This is a genomic window from uncultured Stenotrophomonas sp. (genome assembly GCF_913778665.1).
Taxonomy (GTDB): Bacteria; Pseudomonadota; Gammaproteobacteria; order Xanthomonadales; family Xanthomonadaceae; genus Stenotrophomonas.
The window spans coordinates 287,638-305,415 of the sequence record NZ_CAJYVQ010000009.1; the positions used below are offsets into that span (position 1 = coordinate 287,638).

11 protein-coding genes are annotated in these 17,778 nt (G+C 66.1%); 5 read left to right on the forward strand and 6 right to left on the reverse strand.

Annotated features, from left to right (window positions below; translation table 11 throughout):
- Positions 1 to 44: 44 nt before the first annotated feature.
- The 3 genes from lysS (at position 45) to QZ853_RS13665 (ending at position 5,620) form a co-directional block, all read left to right on the forward strand.
- The gene (gene lysS / locus QZ853_RS13655; RefSeq protein ID WP_295574174.1) at positions 45 to 1,556 is read left to right on the forward strand and encodes a lysine--tRNA ligase; all 1,512 of its coding nucleotides are present in this window, start codon (positions 45 to 47) and stop codon (positions 1,554 to 1,556) included.
- A 205-nt stretch (positions 1,557 to 1,761) separates the two neighbouring features.
- Positions 1,762 to 2,901, forward strand: a complete 1,140-nt coding sequence (locus QZ853_RS13660) for a two-component system response regulator (RefSeq protein WP_295574177.1) — start codon at positions 1,762 to 1,764, stop codon at positions 2,899 to 2,901.
- Position 2,902: 1 nt separating this feature from the next.
- Positions 2,903 to 5,620 carry a response regulator gene (locus QZ853_RS13665; protein WP_295574181.1) on the forward strand — a complete coding sequence of 906 codons (2,718 nt, stop codon included), beginning with the start codon at positions 2,903 to 2,905 and terminating at the stop codon, positions 5,618 to 5,620.
- Positions 5,621 to 5,632: 12 nt separating this feature from the next.
- On the opposite strand, the gene QZ853_RS13670 is transcribed toward QZ853_RS13665, so the two are convergent.
- The 5 genes from QZ853_RS13670 to betI all read right to left on the reverse strand — a co-directional run bounded on the left by QZ853_RS13670 (position 5,633) and on the right by betI (position 12,480).
- Positions 5,633 to 6,502, reverse strand: coding sequence for a crotonase/enoyl-CoA hydratase family protein (locus QZ853_RS13670; RefSeq protein ID WP_295574184.1), 870 nt, complete (start codon positions 6,500 to 6,502; stop codon positions 5,633 to 5,635).
- A 199-nt stretch (positions 6,503 to 6,701) separates the two neighbouring features.
- Positions 6,702 to 8,378: a long-chain fatty acid--CoA ligase gene (locus QZ853_RS13675; protein ID WP_295574187.1), complete on the reverse strand. Its 1,677-nt coding sequence runs from the start codon at positions 8,376 to 8,378 to the stop codon at positions 6,702 to 6,704.
- Between the two features lie 219 nt (positions 8,379 to 8,597).
- Positions 8,598 to 10,280 carry a choline dehydrogenase gene (gene betA, locus QZ853_RS13680; protein WP_295574190.1) on the reverse strand — a complete coding sequence of 561 codons (1,683 nt, stop codon included), beginning with the start codon at positions 10,278 to 10,280 and terminating at the stop codon, positions 8,598 to 8,600.
- A 99-nt stretch (positions 10,281 to 10,379) separates the two neighbouring features.
- On the reverse strand, positions 10,380 to 11,852 hold the full coding sequence (gene betB, locus QZ853_RS13685; protein WP_295574193.1) for a betaine-aldehyde dehydrogenase: 1,473 nt from the start codon (positions 11,850 to 11,852) through the stop codon (positions 10,380 to 10,382).
- Positions 11,853 to 11,889: 37 nt separating this feature from the next.
- Positions 11,890 to 12,480: a transcriptional regulator BetI gene (betI, locus tag QZ853_RS13690; protein WP_295574196.1), complete on the reverse strand. Its 591-nt coding sequence runs from the start codon at positions 12,478 to 12,480 to the stop codon at positions 11,890 to 11,892.
- A 170-nt stretch (positions 12,481 to 12,650) separates the two neighbouring features.
- On the opposite strand from betI, the gene QZ853_RS13695 reads away from it, so the two are divergent.
- Both QZ853_RS13695 and QZ853_RS13700 read left to right on the forward strand, forming a co-directional pair.
- A complete protein-coding gene (locus tag QZ853_RS13695) occupies positions 12,651 to 14,201 on the forward strand; it encodes a BCCT family transporter (RefSeq protein WP_295574199.1) in 1,551 nt (516 codons plus the stop codon).
- 106 nt (positions 14,202 to 14,307) lie between these two features.
- A complete protein-coding gene (locus QZ853_RS13700) occupies positions 14,308 to 14,757 on the forward strand; it encodes a hypothetical protein (protein WP_295574202.1) in 450 nt (149 codons plus the stop codon).
- 121 nt (positions 14,758 to 14,878) lie between these two features.
- Here QZ853_RS13700 and acnA read toward each other — a convergent pair whose 3' ends face one another.
- Complete coding sequence (gene acnA / locus QZ853_RS13705; RefSeq protein ID WP_295574204.1) at positions 14,879 to 17,632, reverse strand: aconitate hydratase AcnA; 2,754 nt, start codon at positions 17,630 to 17,632, stop codon at positions 14,879 to 14,881.
- Between the last annotated feature and the right edge of the window lie 146 nt (positions 17,633 to 17,778).

Below are 17,778 nucleotides of genomic sequence, written 5' to 3' on the forward strand. Positions count from 1 at the left end.
GCCGGGCGCAGCATCCCCCCTCACTACACGATTCCCGCAGATCCATGAGCGAAGCTACCGATACCCCCCCCGTCGACGAAAACAAGTTGATCGCCGAGCGCCGTGAGAAACTCAAAGCGCTGCGTGGGCAGGGCATCGCGTATCCGAACGACTTCCGTCGCGAGGACTTCGCCGGTCGCCTGCAGGACGAATTCGCCGATGCCGAGACCTGGACCGCCGAGGCGCTGGAAGGCAACGGCCGCAAGGTGAAGATGGCCGGCCGCCTGATGGCCAAGCGCATCATGGGCAAGGCCAGCTTCGCGCAGATCCAGGACGAGTCCGGGCGCATCCAGCTTTTCCTGCAGGGGGCCGCGCTGGGTGATGCCTACACCGCCTTCAAGGGCTGGGACGTGGGCGACATCATCGCCGTCGAAGGTGGCCTGACCCGCACCAAGACCGGCGAGCTGTCGGTCAAGGCCGAGTCGATCCGCCTGCTGACCAAGTCGCTGCGCCCGCTGCCGGACAAGTGGCACGGCCTGGCCGACGTCGAGCAGCGCTACCGCCAGCGTTACGTCGATCTGATCGTGACCCCGGAATCGCGCGCGGTCTTCATCAAGCGCTCGAAGATCATCCGCGCCATGCGCGCGTGGCTGGACAACCGCGACTTCCTGGAAGTCGAGACGCCGATGATGCATTACATCCCTGGCGGCGCGGCGGCCAAGCCGTTCACCACCCACCACAACGCGCTGGACCTGGACCTGTACCTGCGCGTGGCGCCGGAGCTGTACCTCAAGCGCCTGACCGTGGGTGGCCTGGAGCGCGTGTACGAGATCAATCGCAACTTCCGCAACGAAGGCGTCAGCACCCGCCACAACCCGGAATTCACCATGATGGAGCTGTACGAGGCCTATGCCACGTACAACGAGATCATGGACCTGACCGAAGGCGTGATCCGTGACGTGGCCCAGGCCGTGAACGGTGGCACCGAAGTGGAGTGGGACGGCGCGAAGATCGACTTGGGCCCGGCGTTCCGCCGCTGGCGCATGGACGAGGCGGTGCGCCACCACAATCCGGAGATCTCTGCGGCGGACTGCACCGACCGCGATGCGCTGTTGCGTCATTGCGAGCGCTTGAAGATCCGCGTCAAGCCGTCTTATGGCTGGGGCAAGCTGCTGCTGGAGATCTTCGAGGCCACAGTCGAGCACACCCTGATCCAGCCGACCTTCATCACCGACCATCCGGTCGAGGTCTCGCCGCTGGCCCGCGCCAACGACAACGACCCGGGCTACACCGATCGCTTCGAGCTGTTCGTCAACGGCAAGGAGCTGGCCAACGGCTTCTCCGAGTTGAACGACCCCGAAGATCAGGCCCAGCGTTTCCAGGCCCAGGTCGCGGCGAAGGAAGGTGGCGACGACGAGGCCATGCACTACGACGCCGACTACATCCGTGCGCTGGAGTACGGCATGGCACCGACTGGCGGCCTGGGCATCGGCGTCGATCGCCTGGTGATGCTGCTGACCGGCAGCAGCTCGATCCGCGACGTGCTGCTGTTCCCGTACATGCGTCCAGAGCAGTAAGTCGCTTTTCTGACTCCTGATTGTGCGCGCCGTCCCGAAACGAGACGGCGCGATTGACGCGTCCCGCACTCGGCGTATCGTTAATGCACTACCTTGACGCCTGTTATGGCTTGATCGGCGCCAGGGGGATGGCGCATTGTGGAGAGTCCGCTTCACAATGTGATGACGATCATGAACCGGGACGCATGACACGGGAGTCAGGCCGATGCAGGGTGCGAGCGTTCGCAGCGGCAGGGTATCCTCGCCTGCTGATGATCCAGCATGGTCGAGAAACCAGGCAGAGTACGCGTTGAATATCGTCATTGTTGACGACCAGACGTCCGCGCGGACGATGCTGCGTCACGTCATCGAGGACATCGCGCCCGAACTGAGCGTGTATGACTTCGGTGATCCGCTGACCGCATTGGCCTGGTGCGAAGCGCATCCGGTCGATCTGCTGCTGCTCGATTACCGCATGCCGGAGATGGACGGGCTCGAGTTCGCCCGCCGTTTCCGTCGGCTGCCCAAGCACCGCGACATTCCGGTGATCCTGATCACCGTGGTTGGCGACGAGCCGATCCGGCAGGCCGCGCTCGAAGCGGGGGTCATCGATTTCCTGGTCAAGCCGATCCGCCCGCGCGAACTGCGTGCGCGCTGCTACAACCTGTTGCAGCTGCGCCAGCAGACCGAGAACGTCAAGCAGCGCGCGCTGTCGCTTGAACAGCGCCTGCTGGCGAGCATGCACGAGGTCGAGGAACGCGAGCGCGAGACGCTGTCACGGCTGGCCCGTGCGATCGAGTTCCGTGATGCCGGCACCAGTGCGTACCTGGAGCGCATGGCGCGCGTGGCCGGGCTGATCGCCGAGCAGTTGGGCCTGCCCGAAGAGGACGTCAAGCTGATCGAGATGGCGGCACCGCTGCATGACATGGGCAAGATCGCCATTCCCGACGCCGTCCTGCTCAAGCAGGGCAAGCTCAACGACGAGGAGCTGGCGATCATGCGCCGGCACCCGCGCATCGGCCATGAGCTGCTGAGCGGCAGCCAGAACCGTTTCATCCAGGTCGGCGCGCTGATTGCACTGCGCCATCACGAGCGTTATGACGGTAGCGGCTACCCCGACGGCCTGGTCGGTGAGGCGATTCCGCTGGAGGCCCGCATCGTGGCCGTTGCCGATGTCTTCGATGCGCTGATTTCGCCCCGTCCGTACAAGGAAGCATGGACCATGGACGCCACGCTGGCCTATCTCTACGCCCAGCGTGGACGACTGTTCGACCCGCGCTGCGTGGATGCGCTGATGCGGGGTCACCAGCAGTTGATGGACATCTGCGCCCAGCACTCGACGGCATCGACGCGACCGGGTGGGTGACATGCAGGACCTGTTCGCACGCGCGAAGCGCCGGCTGGCGCAGCGTCCGGATTCGGAACATGGGCAGGCGATCGTGCGGGTGGTGCTGATCTCGCTGATCCTGGGCTATGTACTGTTATCGGGCGCGCGCCTGCATCGGCTGGAGCAGTACCAGGGCGCACTGGTGACGGTGCTGACCGGGCTGGGCATGTCGCTGCTGCTGTTCGGCTGGCTGCTGTGGAAGCCGCAGCGTTCGGACCCGCGACGGGTGGTCGGGATGCTGGCCGACTACGGCCTGATCGCGGTGGGCATGGTCCAGATGGGTGAGCCACTGGCCTGGGTCTATGCGGTGGTGATGTGGGTGACGGTCGGCAACGGGCTGCGCTTCGGCGCGCACTACCTGGCTGCCGCCATCGTGCTGGCGATGGCCAGTTTCGGTGCCACCGTACTGCTGACTCCGTACTGGCGGGCCAATCCCGGCCTGGCCCTTTCCCTGTGGCTGGGGCTTCTGGCGGTACCGTTGTGCTGTTCCTCCCTGCTGCGCCGAAGGATGCGACATCCGACCATGGATACCACCCCTGCCGCCGACGCCCGCTCGCTGCTGGCCCGTTTCCGGCAGCGCCTGTCCGGGCGCGAGGACAGCGAGCACGCGCAGAATCTGATCCGCATCGTCATCACCGCGCTGTTCATCGGCTATCTCGGATGGCGCTCGCTCAGCGGAGGCGGTGAGGCGCTGACCGCGACCTGGCTGATCCTGGCCTTCGAGCTGACCATCTCCGCCGGGCTGTTGGCGGCGATCCTGGTGCACCCGGGCATCTCGCACGTGCGGCGGGTGATCGGCATGCTGACCGACTACACCTGCATGGCCTGGATCATGACCATCCAGGGTGAGCCGGCCGCGCCGCTGTACGCGGTGATGCTGTGGGTGACGATCGGAAACGGCATGCGCTATGGCAGCACTTACCTGCGCGTGGCCACCGCCATGGGCTTCCTGGCGTTCCTGTGCACGGTGGTGCTGTCGCCATACTGGCGCAGCCACGATTATCTGGGCTGGGGCCTGTTGCTGGGCCTGGGCGCGATTCCGCTGTACTTCGATTCGCTGCTGCACGCCCTGACCCGTGCGGTGGCCGAGGCGCGCCAGGCCAACGAGGCCAAGAGCCGCTTCCTGGCAAACATGAGCCACGAGTTCCGCACACCGTTGAATGGCCTGGCGGGCATGACCGAGGTACTGGCCACCACCCGCCTGGACGACGAGCAGCGCGAGTGCCTGAACACCATCCAGGCCTCTACGCGCAGCCTGCTGGCGCTGGTGGAAGAAGTGCTGGACATCTCCGCCATCGAGGCCGGCAAGGTGCGCGTGGAGTGGCATGAGTTCGCGCTGTCCGACGTACTGCAGGCGATCAACCTGATCCTCACCCCGCAGACCCGTTCCAAGGCGCTGGACTACCGCGTGCAGGTGGACGACAACGTGCCACCGCGCCTGCTGGGTGACGCCGGCCACCTGCAGCAGATCCTGCTCAACCTGATGGGCAACGCGGTCAAGTTCACCGACAGTGGCTACGTGCATCTGCGCGTATCCAGCCACGATGCGCGGGGCAGTGAGCGGGTGCGGCTGCGCTTCGAGATCGTCGACAGTGGCATCGGTGTGCCGGTGGCGCTGCGCGGACGCCTGTTCAATGCGTTCGAGCAGGGCGATGTCGGCCTTGCCCGTCGCCACGAAGGCACCGGGCTGGGCACGGCCATTGCCAAGGGCCTGGTCGAGTCGATGGGCGGGCAGGTCGGTTACGCGCCGAACAGTCCGCGTGGCAGCGTATTCTGGGTCGAGATCACGCTGGATGTCGCCATCGCTTCCGAGGCACCGGCGGCGCCGTCCGAAGTGACCGAAGCAGGCAACGTCATCGCCTTCTCCAATCCGTTCCTGCGGCATCGCGCGCGCGTGCGCAGCCTGCGGGTGCTGGTGGCTGACGACCACGAAGCCAACCGCATGGTGCTGCAGCGCCTGCTGGAGAAGGCCGGGCATAAGGTCACCTGCGTCAACGGTGGCGCTGAAGTGCTGGATGCGCTGGAGCAGGCCAGCTATGACGCGGCGATCGTCGACCTGCACATGCCCGGCATGAGCGGGCTGGACCTGCTCAAGCAGCTGCGGGTGATGCAGGCCAGCGGCATGCCCTATGTTCCGGTGATGGTGCTCAGCGCCGATGTCACCCCCGAATCGATCCTGCGTTGTGAACAGGCCGGCGCGCGCGCCTTCCTCGCCAAGCCGGTGGTGGCCACGCGCCTGCTGGAGGTGCTGGCCGATGTGGCGGCCAACACCCGCCCGGAGGCAGGCATCCAGTCGGTGCCTGCGCTGCCGGTCGGTGATGGCGTGCTCGACACCGCGGTGCTGGATGAGCTCGCCTCGCTCGGCATGGGCGATGGCTTCGAACGCAAGTTCATCGACCAGTGTCTGGTGGACGTGGACGCGAGCATGGGCCAGCTGCAGGCCTGCGGTGAGCGCCAGGCCTGGGAAGATTTTCGCGAGCACGCCCACGCCTTGCGGGGCGTGGCGAGCAACCTGGGCCTGGTCCAGGTTGCCGCCTCCAGTGGCGAGATCATGCGCATGGCGGACTGGCAACTGAAGGGCGAGTGGATCACCCGCCTCGCCAGCCTGGCGTCCGCGCTGCGCAACGGCAGGAACGCGCTGGCGGCGCGCAGCGCGGGCGCGCCGCACCGCGATGACAGTGAGCGCAGCCCGTCCTGAACCGCCAGCCTGTCAGGCCGGGTCGCCATTGCGCCGGGCCTGCGCCCGTACCAGCCGGTCCATGGTGCGCAGAGACTTCTCGCCGAGCTGCATGGCGGTGTCGACCCAGATCTCGGTGATCCGCATCATTTCGTGCAGCGGCACCATGGTGGCAATCTCATTGACCTCGCGCATCGCGGCCCGCGCATGCGGAATCCGCTTGCTGTCCTTGATCACCTGCTCGACTGCGGCCACGCCTTCGCCGGCCGGCACCACGATGTCGACCAGGCCCATCTCCTTCAGCTGGCGGGCGGTGTACAGATTGCCTTCCAGCATGAGCTTCTCGGCCTGGCGAGGGCTGATCCGCTGGCAAAGGAAGGAGTAGGCGCCCATGCCCGGGAACAGATCGAACAGCACTTCGGGCAGGCCCATCAGCACGCCTTCCTCGGCGACGATGGTATGGCAGCTCAGTGCCGCTTCGAAGCCGCCGCCGAGCGCGTTGCCCTGGACCAGCGCGATGCTGTGGGCGCGGACGCCGAGACCGGCATGGAAAGCGTGCACGCCGCGCACGCAGCGCTGGGCGTAGTCGAGCAGGCGGGCGCGATCGCCCTCACGGATCAGGCGGCAGAACAGTTCAAGGTCGCCACCCAGGTTGAACACGTCGCTGTCCGAGGCCAGAACGACATGAGGTGACAGCGTGTGCGAGGCGCTGAGGCGATCACCCAGTTCGCGCTGGTAGTCGACGATGTCGTCGACCAGGCGCGAAGCGAAGCAGGGCCGGCCCGGCTGGTTGGCCAGATTGGCATGCATGTGGATCCAGTAGACATCCCGCGCGGCTTCTTCGGTGATGCGCAGGGTCGGGTGCTGGGACGGGCGGCTGATGATGGGGCGTACTGCGGACATGGAAGTTCTCCGTGTGACCGTCCGGCCAACCGCTGTGCGGACGGAGAAGGGTGAGGGGGCGAGCTGAACGTGCGGCGGCGATTGATTCTATGCACCCGTCGTGAACCGCCCGCAAGCGTTCTGCCGGCCATGTTCCGGCAACAAAAAGGCCCCGCCGTTGCCGGCGGGGCCCCTGCAGATTGAGGTTGTCCCGAAACCCTTACGGGGCGGGCGTATCACGCAGCTCGCGACGGAGAATCTTGCCGACGTTGGTCTTCGGCAGCTCTTTTCGGAATTCTACGATTCTAGGGTGCTTGTAACCGGTCAGGTTTGCCCGTGCGTGTTCCTTGACCATTTCCGCGGTCAGGTTCGGGTCCTTCTTCACGATCACGACCTTGACCACTTCGCCGGACTTCTCGTCCGGGACACCGACCGCGGCCACTTCCAGCACGCCCGGCATCATCGCGATGACGTCCTCGACTTCGTTCGGGTACACGTTGAAGCCGGACACCAGGATCATGTCCTTCTTGCGGTCGACGATGTAGAAGAAGCCCTGTTCGTCCATCCTGGCCATGTCGCCGGTGTGCAGCCAGCCGTCGGCATCGATGGCAGTGGCGGTCTCTTCCGGGCGCTGCCAGTAGCCCTTCATCACCTGCGGGCCCTTGATGCACAGCTCGCCGACGTCGCCCAGCGGCAGGATGTTGCCGTTGTCGTCCTTGATGCAGGCATCGGTGGACGGGATCGGCAGGCCGATGGAGCCGTTGTACTCGGGCAGGGTGAGCGGGTTGATGCAGGCCGCCGGCGAGGTCTCAGTGAGACCGTAGGCCTCGACCAGGGTCACGCCGGTGGTCTTCTTCCAGCGCTCGGCCACCGCGCGCTGCACCGCCATGCCGCCGCCGAGGGTGAACTTGACCGAAGAGAAGTCGATCTCGTCGAAGCCGGGGGTGTTGAGCAGGCCGTTGAACAGCGTGTTGACGCCGGTGATGGCGGTGAAGCGGGTGCCCTTCAGCTCCTTGACGAAGCCCTTCATGTCACGCGGGTTGGTGATCAGGTGGTTGCAGCCACCGAACTTCATGAAGACCAGCCCGTTCGCGGTCAGCGCGAAGATGTGGTACAGCGGCAGCGCGGTGATGATGACCTCCTTGCCCGGCTCGATGCCCGAGGTGGACAGCCATGCCGACGCCTGCTGCATGTTGGCGATCAGATTGCGGTTGGTCAGCATCGCGCCCTTGGCCACACCGGTGGTGCCGCCGGTGTACTGCAGGAAGGCAATGTCATCGTGATCGATCTCGACCGGCGGCAGCGTGTGGCGGCTGCCCAGCTTGAGTGCCTGCTTGAAGCGGACGGCGCCCTTGATGTGGTAGTTGGGCACCATCTTCTTGACGTACTTCAGCACGAAGTTGACGATCGCGCCCTTGGCACCGAGCAGGTCGCCCAGGCCGGTGGTGATCACGTGCTTGACCGGCGTCTCGGCGATGACCTGCTGCACGGTGTCGCCGAAGTTGTCGACCACCACCAGTGCGCTGACACCGGCATCGATCAGCTGGTGCTTGAGTTCGCGCGCGGTGTACAGCGGGTTGACGTTGACCACGGTAAGGCCGGCGCGCAGCACGCCGAAGGTGGCTACCGGGTACTGCAGGCAGTTGGGCATCATCAGGGCGACGCGGTCACCCTTCTTGAGCTTGAGCTCGCCCAGCAGATAGGCCGCGAACCGGGTGACCAGCGCATCGGTCTCACCATAGGTGATGACCTTGCCGAAACTGGAGTAGGCGGGACGGTCGCGGAATTTCGCGACGGAAGCGTCGAAGACCGAGGCGACCGAATGGAACTCGTTGACGTCGATTTCGGCGGGAACGCCTTTCGGATAGCTCTGCAGCCAGGGACGATCCAGACTCATATTCCCCCTCCAGGAATCGTGATGTATTAGGTTCCGGCCCTGAGCGTATCGACAATGGCCGGTCATTGCAGCATACCCCGCCGTAGGGAAAACGCGAAGAGGCCCCGAAGGGCCTCTTTGCTCGGTAGTGCCGGCTGCTGGCCGGCATCTGCGCAATCGGCATGTCCGGCAATGCCGGCCAGCGGCCGGCACGACCATGGCCCGTAGGGGCCGCATGCGTCAGCCCTTGTTGCGCGCCGGTGCGCCGTTGGCCTTGTAGTACGGCGCGGTGCTGCGTGCCAGCGGGGTGCGGCCGCGGATCACGTCGGCCAGCTTCTCGGCCATCATGATGGTCGGTGCGTTGAGGTTGCCGGTCACCACCTGCGGCATGATCGAGGCATCGACGATGCGCAGGCCTTCCAGGCCATGCACGCGGCCCTGGCCATCAACCACCGCCATCGGATCATCGGCGTGGCCCATCTTGTTCGAGCACGACGGGTGGTAGGCGGTCTCGGCATGCTCGCGCACGAACGCGTCGATCTGCGCATCGGTCTGCAGCGCGCTGCCAGGCGAAATCTCGCGCCCGCTGTACGGCGCCAGCGCCGGCTGCGCGAAGATCTCGCGGGTGATGCGGATCGCCGCGCGGAACTCGCGCCAGTCCTGCTCATGCGACATGTAGTTGAACAGGATGCTCGGATGTTCGCGCGGGTCCTTCGAGCGCACGTGGATGCGGCCACGGCTGGGCGAGCGCATCGAACCGACATGCATCTGGAAGCTGTGCGCCTTGATCGGATTGGAGCCGTTGTAATTGATCGCCACCGGCAGGAAGTGGTACTGCAGGTTCGGCCAGTCGAACTCGGCGTCGCTGCGGATGAAGCCGCCGGCCTCGAACTGGTTGCTGGCGCCGATGCCGGTGCCCAGGAACAGCCACTCGGCACCGATCGCCGGCTGGTTGTACAGCTTCAGCGCCGGCGCCAGCGACACCGGCTTCTTGCACTCGTACTGCAGGTACATCTCGAGGTGGTCCTGCAGGTTGGCACCGACGCCTGGCAAGTGATGCACCAGGTCGATGTCCAGGCTGCGCAGCAGGTCGGCAGGGCCGACGCCGGAGCGCTGCAGGATCTGCGGCGAGGCGATGGCGCCGCCGCACAGGAGCACTTCGCGACGTGCCGTGGCCCGCTGCGGCTGCTCGTTGTGCAGCCACTGCACCCCCACCGCGCGCTTGCCCGAGAACAGGATGCGGTCGGTCAGCGCGTGGGTGACGATGGTCAGGTTCGGGCGCGGCTTGGCCAGGTCCAGGTAGCCCCGGGCGGTGCTGGAGCGACGGCCCTTCGGGGTCACCGTGCGGTCCATGGGGCCGAAGCCTTCCTGCTGGTAGCCATTGAGGTCGTCGGTGCGCGGGTAACCGGCCTGCACGCCGGCTTCGACCATCGCTGCGAACAGCTCGTTGTTGCCAGCCTTCGGCGTGGTCACCCGCAGCGGGCCGTCGCCACCGTGGTAGTCATTCGGGCCGATGTCTCGGGTTTCGGCCTTGCGGAAGTATGGCAGGCAGTCCAGGTAGGTCCAGTCTTCCAGGCCCGGCATGCTGGCCCAGTTGTCATAGTCCATCGCGTTGCCGCGGATGTAGCACATGCCGTTGATCAGCGACGAGCCGCCCAGGCCCTTGCCGCGGCCGCAGTCCATGCGGCGATTGTTCATGAAGGGCTCGGGATCGGTCTTGTACGCCCAGTTGTAGCGCTTGCCCTGCAGCGGGAAGGCCAGCGCGGCCGGCATCTGGGTACGGAAGTCGAGCCGGTAGTCCGGGCCACCGGCTTCCAGCAGCAGCACGCTGACATCGGCATCTTCGGTGAGGCGGGTGGCCAGCACGTTGCCGGCCGAACCGGCGCCGATGATGATGTAGTCGTACTCGTTATGGGTGCTCATGGGTGTCTCCTGCAGGCCGGTATGCGCTGCATGCAGGCGTACCGGCGGAATGTCGGATCGGCGCGATGGCCGCACGATGGCGCGCGCAGGGCGCGACGGTCAGAACACGCTGGCGTAGTCGCCCAGCTCGACCTGCACCGACTTGATGCGGGTGTAGTGGCCGAGGGTGGAGATGCCGTTCTCGCGGCCGACGCCGGATTCCTTGTAGCCGCCGACCGGCATTTCGGCCGGCGATTCGCCCCAGGTGTTGATCCAGCAGATGCCGGCTTCCAGGCGGTGGATGATGCGGTGGGCGCGGCTGACATCCTTGCTGACCACACCGGCGGCGAGGCCAAAGGTGGTGTCGTTGGCGCGACGCACCACTTCGTCCTCGTCGTCGTAGGCGAGGATGCTCATCACCGGCCCGAAGATCTCTTCGCGGACAATCGTCATGTCATCGCGGCAGTCGGAGAACACGGTCGGCAGCACGTAGGCGCCATTGGCAAGTGCGCCTTCGGTGGCACGACCGCCGCCGATCAGCAGGCGCGCGCCTTCGGCCTTGCCGCTTTCGATGTAGCGCAGCACGTTTTCCATGTGCGGGAAGCTGGTCAGCGGGCCGAAGTTGGTCCCGGCGGCCATCGGGTCGCCGATGCGGATGCGCTTGACGCGCTCGACCACGGCGGCTTCGAAGGCGGCCAGCATGCTGCGTGGCACGAACACGCGGGTGCCGTTGGTGCAGACCTGGCCGGAGCTGAAGAAGTTGGCCATCACCGCGATATCGGCGGCGCGGTCGAGGTCGGCGTCATCGCAGATCACCAGCGGCGACTTGCCGCCCAGTTCCATGGTCACTTCCTTCAGCGACGAGGCGGCGGCGCTGGCCATTACCTTCTTGCCGGTGGCGACGCCGCCGGTGAAGGAGATCTTCTCGATCACCGGGTGCTCGGTCAGCCACTGGCCGATCTCGCGGCCCGGGCCCTGCACCACGTTGAACACGCCGGCCGGCACGCCCGCTTCGGTGTAGATCTCGGCCAGCTTTATCGCGGTCAGCGGCGTCACTTCCGACGGCTTGAACACCATCGCGTTGCCGGCGGCCAGCGCTGGGGCCGACTTCCACATGGCGATCTGGATCGGGTAGTTCCAGGCGCCGATGCCGGCGACCACGCCCAGCGGCTCGCGGCGGGTGTAGAAGAAGCTCGACTCGCGCAGCGGCAGCTGGATGCCTTCGATGGCGGTGGCCAGGCCGGCGTAGTACTCGACCACGTCGGCACCGGTGACGATGTCCACGGTGGTGGTCTCGGCCAGCGCCTTGCCGGTGTCAAGGGTTTCCAGGTGGGCCAGCTCGTCGTTGCGCTCGCGCAGGATCTCGACGGCGCGGCGCAGGATGCGCGAACGCTCCATCGCGGTCATCGCCGCCCACACCTTCTGGCCTTCGGCCGCGCTCTGCACGGCGCGCTCGACGTCGGCCTGGCTGGCGACCTGGACCTCGGCGATCACCTCGCCTGTGGCCGGGTTGACGCTCTTGAAGGTCTTGCCGCTGGTGGCGTCGACGCGCTGGCCGTGGATGTAGAGCTGTTGGACGGGCAGGGTGGTCATGGGGCGTACTCCTTGGAGGGGGCGGGTGCTGATGCGCTTATAGCGCGTCGGCCTGCAACTGGAAGTCGATGTAACCGTAAGCGATGCGCCGTGATTTCTCGGCGTTGAACTGGCCGCCGACCAGGCTGCCGCGCAGCCACAGGCCATCGATCATCGCGGCCAGGCCACGGGCGGCCAGGCGGGCCTGCGCGTGGGGCAGCAGGCGGTTGAACTGGTGGCACAGGTTGGAGAACAGGCGCTGGTCGTTGGCGCGCTGCAGCCGGGCCAGTTCCGGCTGGTGCATGCTCGCGGCCCAGAAGGTCAGCCAGACGCGCATCGCCGTACCGTTGATCTGGCTATCGTCGAAGTTCCCATCGACGATGGCGCGCAGCTGGCCGCGCGGGTCATCGTCGGCGTCGGCACGGCAGCGGGCGACCGCGTCCTTCAGCTCGCGCAGGATCTGCCGCATTGCAGCATTGAGCAGCCCGTCCTTGTCGCCGAAGTAGTGGGCGACGATGCCGCTGGACAGCCCCGCCTTCTTCGCGATGGTGGCGACGGTCGCATCGGCCATGCCGATCTCGTCGATAGTCTGGAAAGTGGCCCGGATCAGCTGCTCGCGCCGTACCGGTTCCACGCCTTTCTTCGGCATTGTCTCTCCACGGATTGCGACCCGATGGATCGGGGCTGCCGGCCATTATGCTTTTTATTGATTGAACGTTCAATCAATAAACCCTAGGATGCGCTCGCGCCCCACGCCATGGGCCCGGTTTACCGGTCCGGCCCCGCCCATGTGCTTCCCCGGACTGATGAGACGACCCCATGTCTTCCCTGGCTCATCCGAAGCGTTCGCCCCTGCGCTTGAACCGTTTTGTCTTCTTCAGCTCCTCGGTGTCGATCGGCATCCTCGGGCTGCTCACCGTTCTCTATCCCGAAGGCAGCGAGCACTGGCTGCAGTGGGCGCAGGCCGAGGTCTCGGCGGCGTTCGGCTGGTGGTACATGCTGCTGATCGTGCTGTGCCTGGGCTTCGTGCTGTGGCTGGCGTGCTCGCCGTATGGCCGCATCCGCCTCGGCCACAACGAGGAATCACCGGCGTTCGGCTACGTGGCCTGGGTGTCGATGCTGTTCTCGGCCGGCATCGGCATCGCGCTGCTGTACTACGGTGCCTACGAGCCTCTTGACCATTTCCTGCATCCGCCCGGGCAGCCCGGTGGCACCGTGGCCGCCGGCCGCGAGGCGATGGTGCTGACCTTCCTGCACTGGGGCCTACACGGCTGGGCGCTGTACGCGCTGGTCGGCGTGGCGCTGGGCTACTTCGCCTACCGCCGCGACCTGCCGCTGGCGCTGCGTTCGGCGCTGTACCCGATCTTCGGTGAGCGCATCCACGGCCGCATCGGCGACATGGTCGATGGTTTCGGCATCCTGGCCACGCTGATCTCGATGGTGACCAACCTCGGCATCGGCGCGCTGGTGGTGCAGTCCGGCCTGGTCTACCTGTTCCACATTCCGGATACGCCGCAGGTGCTGGTAGCGATCGTGCTGGTGATGATGGTGGTAGCCACCATCGGCGTGGTCGCTGGCGTGGAGAAGGGGATTGCCTGGCTCTCCAATCTCAACGTGCGCCTGCTGTGCGGCCTGCTGCTGTTCGTGCTGGTCACTGGCCCGACCCTGCACCTGTTCGACGGACTGATCCAGAACACCGGCGATTACCTTGGCGCGTTCGTGCGCAAGAGCTTCGACATGTACCTCAACGACCCCAAGGGCCGTGAGTGGATGGGCTCGTGGACGCTGTTCTACTGGGCATGGTGGATCGCCTGGGCGCCGTTCGTGGGCCTGTTCGTGGCACGCATCTCGCGTGGCCGTACCATCCGCGAAGTGATCATGGGCGTGCTGCTGATCCCGCTCGGCTTCACCTTGGCGTGGCTGTCGATCTTCGGCAATACCGCCATTGACCTGGTGCTCAACCACGGCCAGGCGATCCTGGGTGAAGTGGCGCAGCACGATGCGGCGATGACGCTGTTCAAGCTGCTCGAATACCTGCCCGCCGCGCCCTACGTGGCCGGTGCCGCGGTGGTGATCGGTTTCGTGCTGTTCCTGACTCCGGTCGATTCCGGCACGCTGATGATCGCCAACCTGTGCACCCGTCGTGTCGATGACGGTGTCGAGGACGGCCACGACGCGCCGATCTGGCTGCGTGTGTTCTGGGCGGCCGGCATCACCGTGGCCAGCGTCGGCCTGCTGCTGGCCGGCAACTTCAGTGCGATGCAGACCGCGGTGGTGCTGTGCGGCCTGCCGTTCTCGTTCACGTTGGCGTTCTACATGTGGGGCCTGCTGAAGGCGCTGCGTACCGATCCGGACGCGCCGCGGCGCTGAGGGTGAGCAGCGCCGCGTGCCGATGCCTGCCACATTTCATTGCATTCCTAGATACGTCGCATGGGGTCGTGATCGACCATAGGGTCTCCTCAAACAGGAGATTCCGATGAAGCCATGCTTCTGTGGCCTTTTGCTGTCCGTTGCGATTCCGCTGCGTGCCGAGCCGATGCCGCCGCCGATGCGGCAGCTCGATTTCCCGGTGCTGGCTGTGGGCGACATCGGCCAGTTCCGTGTCCACGTGCCCGCCTATGCCGGCGGGCAGGGCCGGGTGTCCTACGCGGCCCACGCGCTGATGCCCGGCACCGATGATGACCCGGGCTACCGCTTCATCGCGGCCGAGTGCGGTGAGGGATTCACGCCCTACGTGCACTACAACGACCGTGGCGTGGTCTGCTCGCGCTTCGGCGAAGCGCCTCACGCCGCGTTCGAGATGGTGGTGACGGTGTTCAACGTGGGCGCGGCCGACGGTGAAACCGTGATGCCCGAGGGCCTGGGGGCGCTGGTGTACGACATCGGCTCGGCGGTGGCGCCGTGGCGGATCTACGGCGTGCGTTGAGGCGACCGGCGCATTTCCTGCCGCGCCCAGCAGAAAGGCCGGGCCCCTGCGGACCCGGCCCTCGGCAGTCGGCGGAGGTGCCTGGGCCTGTTGCCCGTCACCGCCGCCGTCCGGCGCCGCCTTACTTGGCGGCCAGCTGGCGTAGCACGTACTGCAGCAGGCCGCCGTGGCGGAAGTACTCCACTTCCTTCGGAGTCAGCAGCATCACCGATACCTCGAAGGTCTTCTTCGCGCCGTCGGCCTTGGTCGCGGTCACCGTGGCACGCTTGCTGGCACCGTCCTGCAGGCCGGTGATGTCGATCACTTCCGAGCCGTCCAGGCCCAGGCTCTGTGCGTTTTCGCCGTTGCGGAACTGCAGCGGCAGCACGCCCATGCCGACCAGGTTGGAACGGTGGATGCGCTCGAAGCTTTCGGCGATGACCGCCTTGACCCCCAGCAGCAGGGTGCCCTTGGCCGCCCAGTCACGCGACGAGCCGGTGCCGTATTCCTTGCCGGCCAGCACCACCAGCGGCACCTTGTCGGCCTTGTACTTCATGGCCGCATCGTAGATCGCCAGCTTCTCCGGCTGGCCGCCACCGGGCGGGTAGTACAGGGTGTTGCCGCCTTCCTCGCCACCGAACATCAGGTTCTTGATGCGGATGTTGGCGAAGGTGCCGCGGACCATCACGTCATCGTTGCCGCGGCGGCTGCCGTAGCTGTTGAAGTCGGCCGGCTGCACGCCGCGTTCCTGCAGGAAGCGGCCTGCCGGCGAGTCCTTCTTGATGTTGCCGGCCGGGGAGATGTGGTCGGTGGTGATCGAGTCGCCGAACAGGCCCATCACGCGTGCGCCATGCACGTCGTCGATGCTGCCGGTCTGCATGGTCATGCCATCGAAGTACGGCGGGTTCTTGATGTAAGTGGAGGCGTCGCTCCACGCGTACAGGTCGCCGTCCGGCGAGGCGATGGTGTTCCAGCGCGTGTCACCCTTGAACACGTCGGCGTAGTTCTGCTTGAACATCTCCGGACCGATGGTGGTGGCAATGACGTCGCCGATTTCCTTGTTGCTCGGCCAGATGTCGCGCAGGAACACCGGCTGGCCATCGCTGCCGGTACCCAGCGGCTGGGTCGTCAGGTCGATGTCGGTGGTGCCGGCGATGGCGTAGGCCACCACCAGCGGCGGACTGGCCAGATAGTTCATCTTCACTTCGGGGTGCACGCGGCCTTCGAAGTTGCGGTTGCCCGACAGCACCGAGGTGACCACCAGATCGCCGGTGGCGATGCCGGCGCTGACTTCGGTGGGCAGTGGGCCGGAGTTGCCGATGCAGGTGGTGCAGCCGTAGCCGACCACGTAGAAGCCGATCTTCTCCAGCTCCTTCAGCACGCCGGCTTTTTCCAGGTAATCGGTGACCACGCGCGAGCCTGGGCCGAGCGAGGTCTTCACCCACGGCTGGCGGTTCAGGCCCTTGGCGGCCGCATTGCGGGCCAGCAGGCCGGCGCCGATCATCACTGCCGGGTTGGAGGTGTTGGTGCAGGAGGTGATGGCGGCGATCACCACCGCGCCGTCCTTCAGGCGCACCTTGCGGTTCTCGATCTCGATGTCGGCGAAGCCCTTGGCCAGCTGCTCGTTGCCGACCGCTGCGCCGCCGCCTTCATTGACGAACGTGGACACATCGTCGCTACGCTTGTCACGGTTGGCGGTCATGCCGACCAGCGCTTCACGGTAGTTCTTCTGCACGTCTTCCAGCAGCACGCGGTCCTGCGGGCGCTTGGGGCCGGCCAGCGACGGCTTCACCGTGCCCATGTCCAGTTCCAGCGTGGTGCTGTACTGAGCGTGCGGGCTACCCGGTTCGTGCCACAGCCCCTGCGCCTTGGCGTAGGCCTCGACCAGGTTGATCTGCTCCTCGCTGCGACCGGACAGTCGCAGGTAGTTCAGCGATTCGGCGTCGATCGGGAAGATGCCGCAGGTGGCGCCGTATTCCGGGGCCATGTTGCCGATGGTGGCACGGTCGGCCAGCGGCAGGTGCTGCAGGCCATCACCGTAGAACTCTACGAACTTGCCGACCACACCGAGCTTGCGCAGCATCTGGGTAACGGTCAGCACCAGGTCGGTGGCGGTGGCGCCCTCGGGCAGCTTGCCGGTCAATTTGAAGCCCACCACCTGCGGGATCAGCATCGACGACGGCTGGCCGAGCATGGCCGCCTCGGCCTCGATGCCGCCCACGCCCCAGCCGAGCACGCCGATGCCGTTGATCATGGTGGTGTGGCTGTCGGTGCCGAACACGGTATCGGGGTAGGCCACCGCCTTGCCATCCTTGTCCGCGGTCATCACCACGCGGGCCAGGTTTTCCAGATTCACCTGGTGGACGATGCCGGTGTTGGGCGGCACCACCTTGAAGTTGTCGAAGGCCTTCTGGCCCCAGCGCAGGAAGCCGTAGCGTTCCTGGTTGCGCTGGAATTCGATCTTGCCGTTGAGGTCCAGCGCGTCGGGCTTGCCGAACACGTCGACCTGCACCGAGTGGTCGATGACCAGTTCGGAGGGAATCTGGGGGTTGATCTGCTCAGGCGAGCCGCCGAGCTTGACCACCGCATCGCGCATCGCGGCCAGGTCGACCACGCAGGGCACGCCGGTGAAGTCCTGCAGGACCACGCGCGCGGGCATGAAGGCAATTTCGGTGTCCGGCTCGGCGTTGGGCTGCCACCGTGCCACCGCTTCGATGTGGTCGGGGCCGACGGTGGCGCCGCCGTCCTCGTGCCGGAGCAGGTTCTCCAGCAGGATCTTCATCGAGTAGGGCAGGTGGGAGATATCGAAGCGCTGGCCGAGCTTGGGCAGGCTGAAGTAATCGTAGGTCTTGCCGCCGACGTCCAGCTGGCTGCGGGTGGAGAACGAATCGCTCATGCGGGGTGACTCCTCTTGCGGATGGCTTGCACTGGCCCGCCGTGGCAGACCTGCTTGCGTTTGACGGTGGCGTTCCCGCCGCCGGATCCCCGTCAGTATGGCCGAGCGGGGAGGGGCCGGAACGCCCTTGGCGCAGGACGCAAGGT